This window comes from Delftia lacustris (assembly GCF_040267515.1).
Classification (GTDB): Bacteria; Pseudomonadota; Gammaproteobacteria; order Burkholderiales; family Burkholderiaceae_C; genus Comamonas; species Comamonas tsuruhatensis.
Genome location: NZ_CP141274.1, coordinates 6,216,635 through 6,232,405, shown reverse-complemented (window position 1 = coordinate 6,232,405; position 15,771 = coordinate 6,216,635). Strand labels below are relative to the sequence as shown.

General features: G+C 66.5%; 19 protein-coding genes. 17 read left to right on the top strand and 2 right to left on the bottom strand.

All coding sequences use genetic code 11. The features are described from left to right. Positions 1-19 precede the first annotated feature (19 nt). The 4 genes from U6958_RS29960 to U6958_RS29945 all read left to right on the top strand — a co-directional run bounded on the left by U6958_RS29960 (position 20) and on the right by U6958_RS29945 (position 2,949). Positions 20-589 (top strand): HAD-IIIA family hydrolase, encoded by a 570-nt coding sequence (locus U6958_RS29960; protein ID WP_074920535.1) that lies wholly within the window; start codon positions 20-22, stop codon positions 587-589. Positions 590-731: 142 nt separating this feature from the next. Further along, entirely contained in the window at positions 732-1,472 is a 741-nt protein-coding gene (locus U6958_RS29955; RefSeq protein ID WP_016446474.1) for a 1-acyl-sn-glycerol-3-phosphate acyltransferase, read from the top strand. 13 nt (positions 1,473-1,485) lie between these two features. Beyond that, positions 1,486-2,418 (top strand): M48 family metallopeptidase, encoded by a 933-nt coding sequence (locus tag U6958_RS29950; RefSeq protein ID WP_074920532.1) that lies wholly within the window; start codon positions 1,486-1,488, stop codon positions 2,416-2,418. Positions 2,419-2,508: 90 nt separating this feature from the next. Continuing rightward, positions 2,509-2,949, top strand: a complete 441-nt coding sequence (locus U6958_RS29945; RefSeq protein ID WP_012203223.1) for a rhodanese-like domain-containing protein — start codon at positions 2,509-2,511, stop codon at positions 2,947-2,949. Positions 2,950-2,971: 22 nt separating this feature from the next. Here U6958_RS29945 and U6958_RS29940 read toward each other — a convergent pair whose 3' ends face one another. After that, entirely contained in the window at positions 2,972-3,907 is a 936-nt protein-coding gene (locus U6958_RS29940; protein ID WP_012203224.1) for a LysR family transcriptional regulator, read from the bottom strand. 105 nt (positions 3,908-4,012) lie between these two features. Between U6958_RS29940 and U6958_RS29935 the strand changes: the two genes are divergently transcribed. Together U6958_RS29935 and U6958_RS29930 are read left to right on the top strand one after the other, a co-directional pair. Beyond that, positions 4,013-4,987, top strand: coding sequence for a tripartite tricarboxylate transporter substrate binding protein (locus U6958_RS29935; protein ID WP_016446471.1), 975 nt, complete (start codon positions 4,013-4,015; stop codon positions 4,985-4,987). 1 nt (position 4,988) lies between these two features. Further along, positions 4,989-5,747 carry an Asp/Glu racemase gene (locus U6958_RS29930; protein WP_074920530.1) on the top strand — a complete coding sequence of 253 codons (759 nt, stop codon included), beginning with the start codon at positions 4,989-4,991 and terminating at the stop codon, positions 5,745-5,747. A 167-nt stretch (positions 5,748-5,914) separates the two neighbouring features. On the opposite strand, the gene lysM is transcribed toward U6958_RS29930, so the two are convergent. Then, positions 5,915-6,385: a peptidoglycan-binding protein LysM gene (gene lysM / locus U6958_RS29925; protein ID WP_074920528.1), complete on the bottom strand. Its 471-nt coding sequence runs from the start codon at positions 6,383-6,385 to the stop codon at positions 5,915-5,917. A 185-nt stretch (positions 6,386-6,570) separates the two neighbouring features. Between lysM and U6958_RS29920 the strand changes: the two genes are divergently transcribed. The 11 genes from U6958_RS29920 to U6958_RS29870 all read left to right on the top strand — a co-directional run bounded on the left by U6958_RS29920 (position 6,571) and on the right by U6958_RS29870 (position 15,768). Beyond that, positions 6,571-7,383, top strand: coding sequence for a type III pantothenate kinase (locus U6958_RS29920; protein WP_074920526.1), 813 nt, complete (start codon positions 6,571-6,573; stop codon positions 7,381-7,383). A 171-nt stretch (positions 7,384-7,554) separates the two neighbouring features. Next, positions 7,555-9,261 carry a type II secretion system ATPase GspE gene (gspE, locus tag U6958_RS29915; protein ID WP_074920922.1) on the top strand — a complete coding sequence of 569 codons (1,707 nt, stop codon included), beginning with the start codon at positions 7,555-7,557 and terminating at the stop codon, positions 9,259-9,261. After that, complete coding sequence (locus U6958_RS29910; protein WP_074920523.1) at positions 9,254-10,471, top strand: type II secretion system F family protein; 1,218 nt, start codon at positions 9,254-9,256, stop codon at positions 10,469-10,471. The genes gspE and U6958_RS29910 overlap by 8 nt, the downstream gene beginning before the upstream one ends. A gap of 32 nt (positions 10,472-10,503) precedes the next feature. Continuing rightward, the gene (gspG, locus tag U6958_RS29905; protein WP_013804232.1) at positions 10,504-10,944 is read left to right on the top strand and encodes a type II secretion system major pseudopilin GspG; all 441 of its coding nucleotides are present in this window, start codon (positions 10,504-10,506) and stop codon (positions 10,942-10,944) included. 57 nt (positions 10,945-11,001) lie between these two features. Beyond that, positions 11,002-11,448, top strand: coding sequence for a GspH/FimT family pseudopilin (locus U6958_RS29900; protein ID WP_065345374.1), 447 nt, complete (start codon positions 11,002-11,004; stop codon positions 11,446-11,448). Then, positions 11,448-11,852, top strand: coding sequence for a type II secretion system protein (locus U6958_RS29895; RefSeq protein WP_074920519.1), 405 nt, complete (start codon positions 11,448-11,450; stop codon positions 11,850-11,852). Before U6958_RS29900 ends, U6958_RS29895 begins: the two co-directional genes overlap by 1 nt. Continuing rightward, positions 11,849-12,529 (top strand): prepilin-type N-terminal cleavage/methylation domain-containing protein, encoded by a 681-nt coding sequence (locus U6958_RS29890; RefSeq protein ID WP_074920518.1) that lies wholly within the window; start codon positions 11,849-11,851, stop codon positions 12,527-12,529. Before U6958_RS29895 ends, U6958_RS29890 begins: the two co-directional genes overlap by 4 nt. Further along, positions 12,526-13,314 (top strand): general secretion pathway protein GspK, encoded by a 789-nt coding sequence (locus U6958_RS29885; RefSeq protein WP_012203235.1) that lies wholly within the window; start codon positions 12,526-12,528, stop codon positions 13,312-13,314. Before U6958_RS29890 ends, U6958_RS29885 begins: the two co-directional genes overlap by 4 nt. A gap of 77 nt (positions 13,315-13,391) precedes the next feature. After that, entirely contained in the window at positions 13,392-14,531 is a 1,140-nt protein-coding gene (locus U6958_RS29880) for a PilN domain-containing protein (RefSeq protein ID WP_074920515.1), read from the top strand. Then, a complete protein-coding gene (gene gspM / locus U6958_RS29875; RefSeq protein ID WP_074920512.1) occupies positions 14,528-15,103 on the top strand; it encodes a type II secretion system protein GspM in 576 nt (191 codons plus the stop codon). Before U6958_RS29880 ends, gspM begins: the two co-directional genes overlap by 4 nt. Beyond that, on the top strand, positions 15,100-15,768 hold the full coding sequence (locus U6958_RS29870; protein ID WP_143044490.1) for a hypothetical protein: 669 nt from the start codon (positions 15,100-15,102) through the stop codon (positions 15,766-15,768). Before gspM ends, U6958_RS29870 begins: the two co-directional genes overlap by 4 nt. The last annotated feature ends 3 nt before the right edge of the window (positions 15,769-15,771 follow it).

Below are 15,771 nucleotides of genomic sequence, written 5' to 3'. Positions count from 1 at the left end.
ACATTCTTGGGACCCGACCATGAAAATTGCGATCCTGGACCGTGACGGAACCCTCAACCAGATCGGTGAAGAGGGCTTCATCGGCTCGGCCGAGGCCTGGAGGGCCCAGCGCGGTGCGCTGGAAGCCGTGGCGCGCCTGAACCGGGCGGGCTGGCATGTGGTGGTCGCCACCAACCAGCCAGGCCTGGGCCGGGGCCTGTTCGACGTGACCGAGCTCAATGCCGTGCACGCGCGCATGCACCGCGAAATGGCGGCGGCAGGCGCGCGCGTCGATGCGGTTTTCTACTGCCCCCATGCCCCGGACGAGGAATGCCATTGCCGCAAGCCCGGCACGGCGCTGTTCGAGCAGATTGCCGAGCGCTTCGGCGTCGAGGGGCAGCAGCTGTGGGTCATAGGTTCCTGCGTGGCCCACCTGCAGGCCGGAGCGGCCATGGGCGCACGCCTGCACCTGGTCTGCACGGGCGCCAGCGCCGGAGTGTCTCTGGACGGCGAACTTCCGCCCGGATTGCCTGCCGGCACCCGGCGCCATGCCAGCCTGGCCGCGCTGGCCGATGCGCTGGTTCCGGCAGATGCCGCACCCGCTCCCTGAACGCCTGAACGGCGCTTTGTCCATGCGCCGCCGGCCTGCTGTCCTGCGCACAATGCTATCTTTGTGAATTCCGATTCCTGAGGGCGCAAGGCCCGGGCCAGCCGCCCGGCCGCTGCGCCGCTTTCTGCACCACACTGCCGCCATGTCCCTGATCCGCTCCACCCTCCACATGCTCTGGATGGGCATCACCGTGATCCCCTACACCCTGGCCGTGCTGCTCACGCGCTGGCTGGGCGGCGGGCCGCGCCGTGTCTATGCCGTGGCGCGCGCCTGGCTCAAGCTGTCGGTGGACAGCGCCCGCGTGATCATGGGCGTGCGCCACCGCGTGCAGGGCATGGAGAACCTGCCCACCGACCCCAAGCAGGGCGTGGTGCTGCTGGTCAAGCACCAGTCCACCTACGAAACCTTCCTCATGCCGGCGATCATGCCGCGCCCGCTGGCCTATGTGTTCAAGAAGGAACTGCTCATGGTGCCCTTCTTCGGCTGGTCCATCGGCAGCATGGACATGATCCATATCGACCGAAAGCACGGGTCGCGCGCATTCCACAAGGTCGTGGAGCAGGGCCGGCGCCTGCTGGCCCAGGGCACCTGGGTCATCATGTTCCCCGAAGGCACGCGCATCCCGCGCGGCGAACGCGGCGAGTACAAGACCGGCGCCACGCGCCTGGCCATCATGACCGGCGTGCCCGTGGTGCCCATTGCCGTCACCTCGGCCAAGTGCTGGCCGCGCAAGGCCTTCATCAAGACGCCGGGCGTGGTCGATGTCTCCATCGGCAAGCCCATCCCTTCCGTGGGCCGCAAGCACGAGGAGCTGATGGTGGAAGTCGAAAACTGGATCGAATCCGAGATGCAGCGCCTCGACCCCGAGGCCTACCGCGCCTGAGGCAGGAATCGGCATGGCGGACACGGCACAGCGTTCCTGGGACTGGTTGGTGCCGTCCGCCGTGGAAAGACAGGACGGCGGGCTGAGGCCGCGCCGTGAGCGATCCGCTCAACCCGAAGCGCCGCAGGCTTTGCCTGCACCTGCACCTGCACCTGCACCCACCCCGCCCGCCGGCTCCGCGCACAGTTCCTTCGTTCATCCGCAAGCCAACCAGCAGGCGGTTCTCCAGGGGCAGGTGCTGCACTATCGGTTGCAGCGGTCGCGCCGGCGCACCATAGGCTTCACCATCGGCGCACAGGGGCTGGTGGTCAGCGCGCCCGCATGGGTGAGCATGACGGCCATCGGGCAGGCACTGGATGCGAAGTCGGGCTGGATACTGCGCAAGCTCCAGGAGGCCGGGCAGCGCCAGCGGGCCCAGCAGTCGGCACGCATCCGGTGGGAGCACGGCGGCGAGATCGACTATCTGGGGCGTCCCCTGGCACTGCTTCTCACCGGTGGCGAAGCCCAGCCGCTGCGCACCCGCCAGGTCCACCGCGAACAGGCGGCCGACGGCAGCCAGTCCCTGCACCTGCCCCTGGCGCCAGACGCATCAGCTGCCGAGGTGCGTGCCTGCGTGCAGGCCTGGATGCTGCGCGAGGCCCGCTCCTGGTTCACGGCCAGCCTGCAGCGCCATGCGCCGCTGCTGGGCGTGCAATGGACCAGCCTGCGCCTGACCAGCGCGCGCACGCGCTGGGGCAGCGCCAACACCGCAGGGGCCATCCGCCTGAACTGGCGGCTCATGCAGCACACGCCCGAGGTCATCGACTACGTAGTCGTGCACGAGCTGTCCCACCTGCGCCACATGGACCACAGCCCGCGCTTCTGGGCCACGGTGGCCAGCGTGATGCCGGGCTGGGAGGCGCAGCGCCAGGTGCTGCGCGACAGGCTGCTGCCGCCCTGGGAATAGGCGACTCGGGCACCGGCGAGGCGGCGCCGGTCGGGCTGGACGGTTATTCTTGCCGGGCACACAACCGCGTCCTATCAAGAAAGCCCATCTATGTCCGCAAACGCTCCCGTTCCCGCAGCCATTCCCCTGACCGTCCAGCCCGCACAGGGCTATGCCGGCGACATTCCTCCCGAACTTGCTTGGCAATGGCTGCAATCCGGCGAAGCCGCGCTGGTGGACGTGCGCACCGATGCCGAGCGCGAGTGGGTGGGCCGCGTACCCGGCGCCGTGGCCGTGGCCTGGAAGCAGTGGCCGTCCATGGCCATGAACCCCGATTTCGACAGCCAGCTGCGCGCCGCCGTGCCTGAGGGCGGCAAGGTGGTCCTGCTGTGCCGCAGCGGCGTGCGCTCGGTGGCCGCTGCCCAGCGCGCAGCGCAACTGGGCATCGAGGCCTACAACATCCTCGAAGGCTTCGAGGGCGATGTGGACGCCAGCGGCCAGCGCGGCCATGTCGGCGGCTGGCGCCTGCGCGGCCTGCCCTGGCGCCAGTAAGCCGGCGCCGACCTGGCGTCGCTCAGCGCTGCGGCTGCGCGAACCCCAGCGCCGCCGCCCGGGCGGCCACCATGTCCACCAGGGCCTGGGCCGGTCCTGACAGCGTGGCCTGCGAGCGCATGGCCAGCAGCAGCCGGCGCCGGGTGTTGAGCGCCCCCAGCGGGCGCAGCCGCAGTGCCCGCGCGGCCAGGTGCGGCGCGGTGGCCGCGCGCGGCAGGATGGCCAGGCCCAGGCCCACCGAGACCATGTGGCACATGGCATCGAAGCTGCGCACCTGGATGCGGATCCGCACGGGCCGGTTGATGGATTCGGCCTCGGCCGCAATGCGCCGCATCAGCGAGGTGGAGCGGGCCAGGCTCACGAAGTCGTGGTCCAGCACGGTGGCCAGGGGCACGGGGGAGTCGTCGTCCGTGTCCAGCGCATGGCCGCGCGGCATGACCAGCACCAGCTCGTCCACATCGCAGACCTGGGTGCTCAGCCCTTCCAGGGGCGTGTTCTCCCCGATGATGGCCAGCTCGGCCACGCCGCTGAGCACGGCGCGCACGGACTCCTCGCTCAGCGCGTCTTCCAGGTCCACCGAGACACCCGGGTGGGCCGCCATGAAGTCGGCCAGCAGCCGGGGCAGAAAGCCTGCGAACGCCGAGTTGTTGGCCCACAGGCGCAACTGGCCCGTGGCGCCGCTGCGAAAGTCGTCCATGGCCAGGGCCAGATGTTCCAGCCGGGCCACCACGTCCACGGCATGGTGGTACATGCTCTGGCCGGCGGGCGTGGGCGTGACGCCGCGCTTGCTGCGCACCAGCAGGGTCACGCCGCAGTGCTGCTCCAGCTCGGCCACGCGCTTGCTGGCGGCTGCCAGTGACAGCCCCAGCGTGCGCGAGCCCGCCGTCAGGCTGCCGGCATCGACCACGGCCACATACAGGCGCAGCGTCAGCAGATCGAATCGGTGCAGGTTGATCATTCGCATCCTCCACCAGAGACGAAGGATGGATCAACGAGATACGGCTGTTCGACCGCGAGCAGGCCCGCAAGAATGCGCCGGTACAAAGAGAACATGGAGACAAGCATGAATCGACGCATTGTGCTGCAGGCCGCCGGCCTGGCAGCGGCAGCCCTGCTGGGCGCAGGAACCGTCCAGGCCCAGGCCTTTCCAGCCAAGTCCATCACCCTCGTGGTCCCCAATCCGCCCGGCGGCGTGGTGGACACGGCGGCACGCCTGGCGTCCGATCCGATGTCGCGCCTGCTGGGGCAGTCGGTCGTGGTGGACAACCGGGGCGGCGCCAGCGGCAACATTGCCTACCAGATGGTGGCCAGGGCACCCAAGGACGGCTACACGCTGCTGGCTTCGTATTCGGCCTACCACGTGGGCAATCCGGCGCTGTTTCCCAAGCTGCCCTGGGCCCAGTCCGAGCTGGTGCCCGTGGGACTGATCGTGGCCGCTACCAATGTGATCGCCGTCCATCCTTCGGTGCCGGCGAACAGTCTGCAGGAATTCATTGCCTACCTGCGCAAGAACCCGGGCAAGGTCAACTATGCGTCGCAGGGCAATGGCTCGCTGTCGCACGTGGGCACGGCCGTGTTCGCCCAGGTGACCCAGACCCAGATCACCCACGTGCCCTACAAGGGCTCCGGCCCCGCCATCCAGGACGTGCTGGGCGGCCAGGTGCAGATGTTCATCACCACGCCGCCTTCGGTGCTGGGCCATGTGCAGACGGGCAAGCTCAGGGCCCTGGCCGTGACCAGCAAGACGCGCCATCCCATGCTGCCCGATGTGCCCACCACCGCAGAAGCGGGCCTGCCGGGCTTCGAGCTGGAGGCCTGGGTCGGCCTGTTCGCGCCTGCGGGCACGCCGCCCGACGCCATCGCCAGGCTGTCGGACGCGCTCAAGACCTCCCTGGAGTCGCCTGACGTGCAAAAGCGCGCGGCCCTGCAGGGCGTGGAGCCGCGATTCCTCGGCCCGCAGGCGCTGGCCGCCCTGGTCCAGCGCGAGACGGACCACTGGGGCAAGGTCATCAAGGCCAACCACATCACGATGGATTGACATGACAGCCAAAACCCATTTCCGTATCGGGCAGATCGTGCCCAGCTCCAACACCACGATGGAGACCGAGATCCCCGCCATCCTGCGGGCCCGCGAGGCCCTGGCGCCCGAGCGTTTCACCTTTCACTCCAGCCGCATGCGCATGAAGCATGTGACCAAGGAGGAGCTGGCTGCCATGGACGGCGACAGCGACCGCTGCGCGCTGGAACTGTCGGATGCGCGTGTCGATGTGCTCGGCTATGCCTGCCTGGTGGCCATCATGAGCATGGGGCGCGGCTACCACCGTGTCTCCGAGACGCGCCTGCACCAGCGCACCGTGGACAACGGCGGCCCCGCGCCTGTGGTCACCAGCGCCGGCGCCCTGGTCGATGGCCTGCACGCCATCGGCGCGAAGAAGGTGGCGCTGCTGGCGCCCTATATGAAGCCGCTGACGCAGCTGGTCATCGACTACATAGAGAACGAAGGCATCGAAGTGGTGGACAGCATCTCGCTGGAGATTGCCGACAACCTGCAGGTGGGCGCCCAGGATGCGCGCGCACCCATCGAGATCACGCGGCGCCTGAACACGGCCAATGCCGACGCGGTCATCGCCTCGGCCTGCGTGCAGATGCCCTCGCTGGCCTCGGTGCAGCCCATCGAGGAACGCGTGGGCCTGCCGGTACTGTCTTCCTCGGTGGCCACGACGTTCATGATGCTCAAGCGCCTGGGCTTGCCGACAGCCGTTCCGGGGTTCGGTGCGCTGTTGAGCGGTAAATACTGAATCTTTCCTTGAGAAAGGCCGCTATTGCGGCCTTTCTCGGAGCGGGGTAGGTCTAATTCGCGGCATCCAGAACTGGCATGAGCCAGGTCAGAGACACCGAGCAAGGGCCGCCCCGCCGCGAGGGTGTCGTCCCCCTCAGGGGGAAGCGGCGACGCCGCTCAGGGGGCTTAGATTACCGGAATGCGCAGCTTCTGGCCGGGGTAGATCTTGTCGGGGTGGCTCAGCATGGGCTTGTTGGCCTCGAAGATCACCGGGTACTTGTTGGCATCGCCATAGAACTTCTTGGCAATGGCCGACAGCGTGTCGCCGCGCACCACGTCGTGGTACTGGGCTTCGGGCTCGGGGTTGGTCACCGTCATCTGGTTGTCCACGGACTGCACGCTGGAGACGTTGCCGCAGCACAGCGTCACCTTTTCCTTGGCCGCCTGGGTAGGTGCCGTGCCCAGCACCGTGACCTTGCCCTGCGAGCCGTCGAACTGCACCTTCACGTCACTGACGCCCAGGTTCTGCGTGCCGATATAGGTCTCGATGGCCTTGGCCGCCTTGGCATTCAGGTCTTGCGCAGGCTCGGCTGCCTGTGCGGCGCTGCCGCCGAACAGCTTTTCGCCGGCTTCCTTGATGAAACTGAAAAGTCCCATGGGTGACTCCTGTTGGTGGGTGGAAAAACGGAAAGGCCAATGTAACGCCTAACAGTGGCAGCGCGCGCTGCCGGGCAGGAGCGCTCCCGGATTTTTGACATTTGCGCCATTCTTGCGTTCACGTCCTCATTCAGTTGTCGTCCATGGCTGACGCTATCCTCCGGAAAACTCCGATAATCCCGCCCATGACTTTTTTGGCCATAGACATCGGCAACACCCGCTTGAAATGGGCGATGTACGACGCGCATCGGCCTGGCGCTGCCCTGTTGGCGCACGGCGCCGAGTTCCTTGAGCACATCGAGCACCTGGCCGAAGGGCCGTGGAGCGACCTGCCCACGCCCACGCGCATGCTGGGCTGCGTGGTGGCTGGCGACACGGCGCGACGGCGCGTGCACGACCAGATCGACATGATGCTGGGCTGGGATTTCGAGCCGCAGTGGGCCGTGCCCAGCGCAGCCGAGGCCGGCGTCACCAATGGCTACGATTTTCCGTCGCGCCTGGGTGCGGACCGCTGGGTGGCCATGATCGGTGCGCGCCAGCACATCCTGCAGCGCGGCCCCGAGCGGCCCCTGATCGTGGTCATGGTCGGCACGGCCGTCACCGTGGACGCGCTGGACCAGCATGGCCACTTCATGGGCGGGCTGATTCTTCCGGGCCACGGCATCATGCTGCGCGCCCTGGAAAGCGGCACGGCCGGCCTGCACGTGCCCACGGGTGCGGTCACGCCATTCCCCACCAACACCAGCGACGCGCTGACCAGTGGCGGCACCTACGCCATCGCCGGGGCCGTGGAGCGCATGTACCAGCATCTGTACATGCACTGCAGCATGGAGCCCGCCTGCGTCATGGCCGGCGGTGCAGGCTGGAAGATGGTGCCCAGCATGACGCGGCCCTTCGAGCTGGTGGACAACCTCATCTTCGAAGGCCTGCTGGTCATGGCGCAGCGCCGCTGGGGCGATGCCAGCGGCCTGCCTGCCGACGCGGTCAAAGCGGCCTGAAGCCACTTCGATCGTGCGGCGCAGCATCGCGCCGTTATATCCGTTGCGTAACAGTTGATGACAGCGCTGGTGCCGGGTGCGGGGACGGCCGTGGACCCCACATCCGGAGCCTTTCGCGGGGGATGCGGCGACAGTGGATAATCCGCGGCAATGTCTTCCACCAATCACGTCATGGAACCGATTGCCGGTGTCGAAGCCCCGATCAAGGGGCGGCTGGGCGAACGCCTGCTTTCCGCCGGCAAGCTGAACGAGCGCGATCTGCAAAACGCCCTGCAGGCGCAGCAGGAGTTGGGCGGCTACCTGGGCCAGGTGCTGGTACAGCTGGGTGTGGTGGCGGAAACCGACGTGGCCCAGGCGCTGGCCGAGCAGCTGCAGATGCGCTGGCTGCGTGCGGAAGAGTTTCCCGACCTGCTGCCCGACGTGCCTGGCCTGCTGGCCAGTTTTCTGGATGCGCAGTGCGTCTGCCCCATTTCACTGCAGGACGGCGTGCTCGAAGTGGCCATGTCCGTGCCTCAGGACCCCTTCATCACCAAGGCGCTGCGCCTGGCCACGGGGCTGCAGATCAAGCCCGTGCTGGCGCTGGAGGCCGACATCCGCAAGGCACTGTCCGAAGCAGGCCAGGAACCCGAAGGGGAAGAAGGCCAGTACTGGGAATCGGACGCCACGGGTGGCGACTTCGTCGAACATCTGAAGGACCTGGCCAGCGAGGCGCCCGTCATCCGCCTGGTCACAGGCATCATTTCCCGCGCCATCGAGCTGCACGCCTCCGACATCCACCTCGAGCCCTTTGAAGCCGGCCTGCAGGTGCGCTATCGCATGGACGGCGTGATCCACGCGGCCGAACTCGTGCCGCCGCGCCTGAGCGCCGCCGTCGGCTCGCGCGTCAAGCTGCTGGCCCATCTGGACATTGCCGAGCGCCGCCTGCCGCAGGACGGCCGCATCAAGACCCGCGCCAAGGGCCGCGAACTGGACCTGCGCGTCTCCACCGCGCCCACGGTGCATGGCGAGAGCATTGTCATGCGGGTGCTGGACCGCGCCAGCGTGAGGCTGCGCCTGGAAAGCATGGGCTTCGAGGCGGACACGCTCGAGAAATTCAACACGCTGCTGGCCAAGCCGCACGGCATTGTGCTGGTCACGGGCCCCACGGGCTCTGGCAAGACCACCACGCTGTATGCAGCCCTGTCCAAGATCGACGCGGTTTCCAACAAGATCATCACCGTCGAGGACCCGGTCGAATACCAGCTCGACGGCATCAACCAGATCCAGGTCCATCCCCAGATCGACCTGACCTTCGCCAACGCCCTGCGCTCCATCCTGCGCCAGGACCCGGACATCATCATGATCGGCGAAATGCGTGACGGAGAAACCGCGCAGATCGCCGTGCAGTCCGCCCTGACAGGTCACCTGGTGCTGTCCACGCTGCACACCAACACCGCCGCAGGCGCCGTCACCCGCATGCGCGACATGGGGGTGGAGAGCTACCTGATTACCTCATCGGTCAACGGCGTGCTGGCCCAGCGGCTGGTGCGCACGCTGTGCTCGCGCTGCAAGCAGCCCGACACACTGCCGACGGCCGCCATCGAGGGCAGCGGCCTCAAGCGCTTTCTGCGCGAGGGCTCGCCCATCTACCGCGCCGTCGGCTGCGAGCACTGCCGCGGCACGGGCTACAAGGGGCGTACCGGCATCCACGAACTCATGGTCATCGACGAGCCGCTGCGCCGCGCCATCATCGAAGGCCAGGATGCCAACGCCCTGCATGCCATGGCCGCCAAGAGCGGCATGCTGAGCCTCTATGACGACGGCCTGCGCAAGGTGGCTTCGGGCGTCACCACGCTCGACGAAGTGCTGCGCGTGACCCAGGACCAAAGCGATGCCTGATTACAGCTGGGAGGCCGTGGACAGCCGCGGTCAGATGGTCAAGGGCACTTTTTCCGCTGCGGCCGTGGCCGAGGTGGTGGTGCACCTGCGCAAGAGCCGCCTGTCGCCCATCAAGGTCGAGGAAGCCGCAAGCCTGGGCAATGTGCCGCTGGCGGCGCGTGCGCTCAAGAAAGGCCGCATCAAGGCCGACGACATCCAGGGCATGACCACCGAGCTGGCCATCATGATGCGGGCCGGCCTGTCGCTGGACAACGCGCTCAAGGTCCTGGTCGAGATGAGCCACAAGGTGCAGATGCAGGCCATGCTCCAGTCCGTGCTCGACAGCGTCAAGGCCGGCATGCCGCTGAGCCAGGCACTGGGCAAGCACCACGACCTGTTCGGCGACTTCTATATCAACATGGTGCGCTCAGGCGAAGCCAGCGGCCAGATGTCGGGCGTGCTCAACCGGCTGGTGGAACACATGGCGCGCCAGCGTGCCCTGCGCGACAGCGTGGTCTCGGCCACCATCTATCCGGCCATCCTGCTGGGCGTGGCCGTGCTGTCCCTGGTGGCCATGCTGGGCTTCGTGGTCCCGCAGTTCGAGCAACTCTTCAACGACATGGGCGACGCGCTGCCCCTTCCCACGCAATTCGTGATGGGGCTGGGCCATGCGTTTCGCAGCTACGGCTGGGCGGTGTTCATCGTGCTGGGCGCGCTGGGCTGGGTCTTCGCCCGCTGGGCCAAGAGTCCCAAAGGCCGTCAGACTTGGCAATCGTGGCTGCTGGGCCTGCCGGGCCTGGGTGGCGTGGTACGCAAGTACCAGCTCACCTTGTTCAGCCGCTCGCTGGGCACGCTGCTGGGCAACGGCGTCACGCTGCTGACCGCACTGCGCATTGCCAGCGACACGGTCTCCAACGTCGCCATCCGCGAGCGCCTGGAAAAAATGGGCCCCATGGTCAAGGAAGGTCATCGCATGGCCCATGCCGCCCAGAAAACCGGAGAATTCGAGCCCCTGGCCCTGAATCTGGTGCGGGTCGGCGAAGAAACCGGCCGCCTGGGCGACATGATGCTGGAGCTGTCCAACATATTGAACCGCGAGGTCGAAAACGCGATCAAACGCCTCCTGACCATGTTGGAGCCGGCGCTGATCCTGGTCCTCGGTATCCTTATCGCCTCCATCATCGTGTCGATCCTGCTCGGAATCCTGTCCGTCAACGATCTGGCCGTCTGATGAATCTGAATTGACTGAAAGGTATGTAGAAGATGATGCGCATGCAAAAGCAACTGTCCTCCCGCGCCCGCAAGCGTGGCTTCACGCTGATCGAACTGCTGGTCGTGTTGGCCATCCTGACCCTGCTGGCCGGCCTGGTCGGCCCCAAGGTGCTGAACCAGTTGGGTGGAGCAAAGACCAAGACGGCCGGCGTGCAGATCGCCGACATCGAAAAGGCGCTGGAGCTGTACAAGCTCGACGTGGGCCGCTATCCCACCTCGCAGCAGGGCCTGGACGCGCTGGTCAAGCAGCCTGCCGGCGTTGCCGGCTGGGCGGGCCCCTACCTCAAGGGCGGCGTGCCGAATGATCCCTGGAACAACGCCTACCGCTACACGTATCCTGCTGCCAATGGCGACCTCGAGATCCTCTCGCTGGGTGCTGACGGTGCCCCGGGCGGGGAAGGTGAAGCAGCCGACGTGCGCAACACCAAGTAAGGGCTCTTGAACACTGCTGTAGCCACCGTTGCCGCACCGTTTTGCCAAGGATGAGTCTTGAAGCGCGCCCAGGGTTTCACGCTGATCGAGCTGCTGGTGGTGTTCGCCATTCTTGGCGCCATCATCGGCATCGTGCCGCCTGCCATGGGCAAGCTGCGCGATGCCGTGGACTATCGGCAGACGGTGCAGGACGTGACGGCCCTGCTGCGCAAGGCGCGCCAGCAGGCCACGCTGCAGGGCATGCCTGTGGCATTCGCGGTCAATACGAATAGCCGCCAGTACGGCATCGCCGGCCAAGCCACGGCCAAGCTGCCCGACAGCCTGACGGTGCAACTGACCACGGCAGCCGGCATGGCGCTGGCTGATGGCAGCCAGACCATCGTCTTTCTGCCCGAAGGCGGCGCCACGGGGGGCAGCATTTCGCTCGCCCGCGCGCAAAGCGGCGGTGGCGTGCGTCTGCGTGTGGACTGGCTGTCCGGCCAAGTCACCAAAGAGGCCCTGTAATGCGTCGGCGCGCCGCTTCCCGCCCCAGGGTGCGGGGCATGACCTTGCTGGAGCTGTTGGTGGCGCTGTCCATCATGGCTATCTCGCTGGCGCTCATTTATCGGGCCGTTAGTGGTTCCGCGCGCGGTGTTTCCAAACTGGAGCAGAACCAGGGCGTGGCCCTGCTGGCCGATTCGCTGATGGACGCCTTTCCCATGGTCGATCCTGGTGGCACCCAGGCCTCAGGGCAGGATGGTGTCTACGCCTGGCAGGTGGCTTCCGCGCCGTTCTCCGTGGGCGGCCTGCCCGAAACCGCGGTTCCCCTGCATGCCTTGCGCATCACGATCTCCGTTGAAAACCGCAGTTGGGTCTTCGAGACCCTGCGCCCGCAGCGCCCTTTGCAGCAAGGCGAGGTGACGCGATGACCGGGCGCGCGCCATCTTCGGGCAGGCAAAAGGGCTTCACGCTGGTGGAACTGCTAGTGGTCATGGCCCTGCTGTCCCTGCTCATGCTCGGGCTGGCCTCGGCCATGTCCACGGTCTCGCAGACACAGGAGCGTGTTGATGCGCGACTGGAACGCATGGACCACCAGCGTGTGTCCATTGCCTTCCTGCGCTCGGTTCTTGGCCAGGTCTCTGCCGTGCGCCGGCAGGTGGGCCTGCGCAAGCAAGGCGAGAGCGAGCTGTTTTTCGAAGGCGGCCCGCAGGGCATGCGCTGGCTGGGCATCATGCCCGCCCGCTTTGGCATGGGCGGTCGTACCCACTTCCAGCTTTCCGTCGAAGGCGATGCGCTGGTGCTACGCTTCGCGCCCTGGCAGGGTCCCGATGTCATGCCCGACTGGGGGCAAAGCCAGTCCTATGTGATCGATCGCGGTGTCACAGCTTTTGCCTTGCGTTACCAGAACGCCAAGCTGGGCGTGGCACATTGGCAGCCGCAATGGGGGCCCGAAAAGGACAACGAAAAGGAACTGCCGTCTGCCGTGGATGTTCAAGTGCAGACTTCGGCGGGAGCTTGGCCCCTGACGGTCGTGGCCATGCGCGCAACGGCTTCTACCAGCCCGGATGCAGGCGCCAGGGCAGTCTTCGGGGGGAGCCGCTCATGACCGGCCATTCATCATTTCCTGTTGAACGGGGCATGGCGCTGGTGCTGGTCTTGTGGATCGTTGCGGCCCTGGCTGTCTTCGCCAGCAGTCTCGGCGGCGTGGTCCGGCAGGAAGCTGCCGTGGGAGGCGTGAGCCGAAATCTCGCAACTGGGCGGGCTGCTGGTGAAGCAGCCATCTATCTCGCACTACAGCGCATGGCCACCAGGCCCGAGGCGCTGCGGGAGCCTGTTCTTGAACCCGTTACATTACCGGGTGGTCAGATCGTCGAGGTGGAAGTCGTTCCCTGGAGCGGCCTGGTGGATATCAACGGTGCGACGCCGGAGCTGCTTGCAGTGCTCTTTCAGCATGCGGCCGGCCTGTCGCAGGGGGCCGCCATGGCGATGGCCCAGACCGTCCGGCAAGCCCGGGATGCAATGCGCCAGCAGTCAGGTTCTGCGGCGGGGGGGTGGGAGGCGCCAGAGGATCTGCTGCAAGTGCCTGGCATGACCTACGGCATCTATGCGAGCATCCGCGATTTCGTGGTCGCCGACTCCGGGAACCGCCAGGGCATCAATCCCAACGCTGCGCCCCAGCCCTTGAGAGGGTGGCTGGAAAGTGCCGGTGGTGCGGTCCCCGCTCAGCAAGGCTTGTCCGGCACACGTTATGCCATCACTGCGAGAGTGCTCTTCGAGGGGGCGGGGATGGTCGCTGTCCGGCGAATGGTGAATGTTCGCTCGGGAGCCGGTGTGGGACGCCTGCCATGGAGTGTGTTGTCCGCCTCCCAATCCTGGATTGGAAAGATTTGAGTGGATTGCGATGATCAGGCAAATGATGAACCAAGGGGCCTGCGTGGACAGGCCGTGTTGCGAATGGATGGGAGCCCATGGCACTGAGTACTGACACAAAGCTGTTCGGACTGGACCTCAGTGCGGCGGCTGGGCAATTGCGTGCTGCATGGGGCCAACTGATGGGCCTGCCGCTGCTGCGCCGCAGCCTTCCCGCTGCCTTGGTGCGTGTCGTGAAGGCTGATGGAGGGCTCGCCCATGCGTGGGTGCGTGCAGGCCAGTGGCATTGGGCCGTTGAACGCGAGGCAAGCGGACGCAAGCCTTCAGGCTCGGCCGTGCTGATGGGCGGTGATCAACTGCTGCTGCGCACCTTGCGTATGCCTTCGCTGTCTGCTCAGGCATTGCACGGTGCGGTGGCGCTGGATGTGCAGACCATGTCGCCGTTTCCCGCGCTCGAGACGCTCTGGGCCTATGTGGTGGCCACGGACCCCGCAGGAGGGCAGCGTGTGGAGCTGGTGATCACGTCGAATGCGCTGGTGCAGCAAGCCCTGCGGGATGCCGCTGGCCAGTTGGCCGGACAGGCGCAGCCGGAGATCTGGGCCAGCACATCGGCCATGCCTGTGCTGCTCGCAGGCTTTGGCGAGGGGCCGCGGCTGGCCCGTGAATCCCGGCAACGCCGATGGATTGGTGCCGGCCTTGCGGCCATCGTGGCGGCAGGCCTGGCCCTGGCCATCACGCCGACTGCCAAGCTGTATCTGCAAGCCGTCGACGCCAGCAGGAAATTCGACCAGATCGTGCGCGAGACACGGGAGGTGACGGCCCAGCGCCAGGGCCTGGTGACCGGGGTCGAGGAGATTGCCGCGCTTCAGAAGCTGCAGCGCGAGCAGATCAATCACCTGCAGGTCATGGCAGCGCTCACACAATTGTTTCCCGATGACACGGCTGTACAGCGGGTATCGTTCAGTGGATCCAAGCTGGCGATCCAAGGCCTCAGCAGCAATGCATCCAACGTGGTGCAGCTCATGTCCAAGGCTCCGGGCTTTTTGGAGGTGCGCATGCCCTCAGCCGTGACGAGGGCGTCGGGATCCAACAAGGAAAGCTACACCGTCGAGGCCGTGCTGGACCCCAAGGTCTTTGGCGTCCTGGCTTCGCCTGAAGCAGAAGCACAGGCAGCTCCTGACGCTACCAGCGAAACGCCTGAAACCCCTGCTGCGGCAGAAAAGAAAGGCACACCATGATCAATCCAACGCCCGGTCTGTCGGGGCGGCAAATCCTGCTGCTGACGCTGTCGGCGGCTGTATTGGTGCTTCCCCTGGTGCTGGTGGCCTTGTGGGTATACGGAAAGCACCAATGGGCCGATGGGCAGCTCGCATCGCTGGAGCCGCGCTATGCGCGCGTGCTGGGCATGCAGCAGCAGCAGACCGAGATCCAGGAGGCTCTGGAGCAACTGCAGGGCATAAGGGCCCAGCATGTATATCCCGGGGATAGTGACAGCACCCAGACCGGCAACGGCGTGCAGCAGCAACTGCGTTCCGTGATGGACCGCGCGGGCCTGTCGGTGACCAGCAGCCAAGTCAAGGCGACGTCGGAAGAGGGACCCTACGAGCGTATCTCCGTTTCCATGACCGCCGAAGGGCCATGGCCTGCCGTCCAGATGGCGCTGGCATCCGTGCGCGCCATACAGCCGACGATCTGGGTGGATGACCTGCAGGTCAACCTTCGCGGCAGTTTGCAAAACACCAATCCCCAACTGGCGCCCGATCTCAGCGCCCAGTTCACCGTCAGCATCTTCCGGAGCAAGGTGTCATGATGCAGCGCAATTTACTGGGCGCCGCCGAGGGCGTGATGCTGCTGGCGCTGTGCGGCGCATTGGCATGGTCATGGCTGACTCCGCAATTGCACCTGCGCCAGACCGGCTGGACACCGCCTGAGCCACTGAAATCCAACCTTCAGGCGCTGATGCCGCCCCCGGCTGCAGCTCCCGGCAGGGGGGAGGAGGAGCGCTGGCTGTTGACCATGCAGGAGCGCCCCCTGTTTTCCATGAGCCGCAAGCCGCCACCACCCGTCAAGAAGGTGGAGGCTCCGCCGCCCGAGCCGCCGGACGTGTGGAAAGACGCCAGTGTGCTGGGCACTTTCCAGGGGCAGGCATCGGGCGCCATCGTGCGCCTGGAAGGCAAGGACCAACGCCTGATGCTCAATCAGAGCCTGGGTGGCTGGAAGCTCGTTGGTATCCAGGGGCGCTATATCGAGCTTGAACGCGCGGGCACCAGGCGCACCATAGACCTCAAACGAGCCGCGCTTGACAAGGGGCCGAATCTACCAGCAGGTGCCCGTGCGCCGACTCAGCGGCCGTCCGAGCCGGTGCCCGCGCAAGCGGCTCCGGAGCCTGCCGCAGCCGATGCTCCGGCACCGCCGCAGCGCACATCCAGGGCTGTATTCGGCGGATCCAGGGCACAGCGTGCCGACAAACCATGAACA